Source organism: Wenzhouxiangella sp. YN9 (assembly GCF_056324165.1).
In genome coordinates, this window is record NZ_JBJNIP010000010.1 from 1 (window position 1) to 359 (window position 359).

The 359-nt window shown below is 63.2% G+C and carries 1 protein-coding gene; it reads right to left on the bottom strand.

From position 1 onward, the window contains the following. Positions 1-94 precede the first annotated feature (94 nt). On the bottom strand, positions 95-359 hold a 265-nt coding region (locus ACEWQ0_RS00015), incomplete at its 5' end, for a response regulator (protein WP_476484105.1).

Sequence of the window (359 nt, forward strand, 5' to 3'; positions counted from 1 at the left end):
CGAGCACCGTCTGGAGTCGTGTGTTGTAAACCAGCGGGTGGGGGGGCTTGATAAGGGAGGCCGAGGCGCCAACGTCGCGTGCCACGCGCGCGTCTTAGGTCGGTGTATAGGTTGCCGTATAGACCAGGAACGGAACGTCGGCCAGGCTTCGAACGGCTTTCCACACGCGCAGCACCGTGTAGCCGACCATGATGGGCATGAGCAGATCACTGATGACCACTTCGGGTCGGCGGCGCCGTGCCTGTTCGAGCGCCATGGGGCCGTTTTCAGCCTCGCTGACGTCAAAGCCGTTGGCGCTCAGCAGCGAGCGCAGCAGGTAACGGTTCTGTTCGTGGTCGTCGACAATCAGCGCGTGGCTC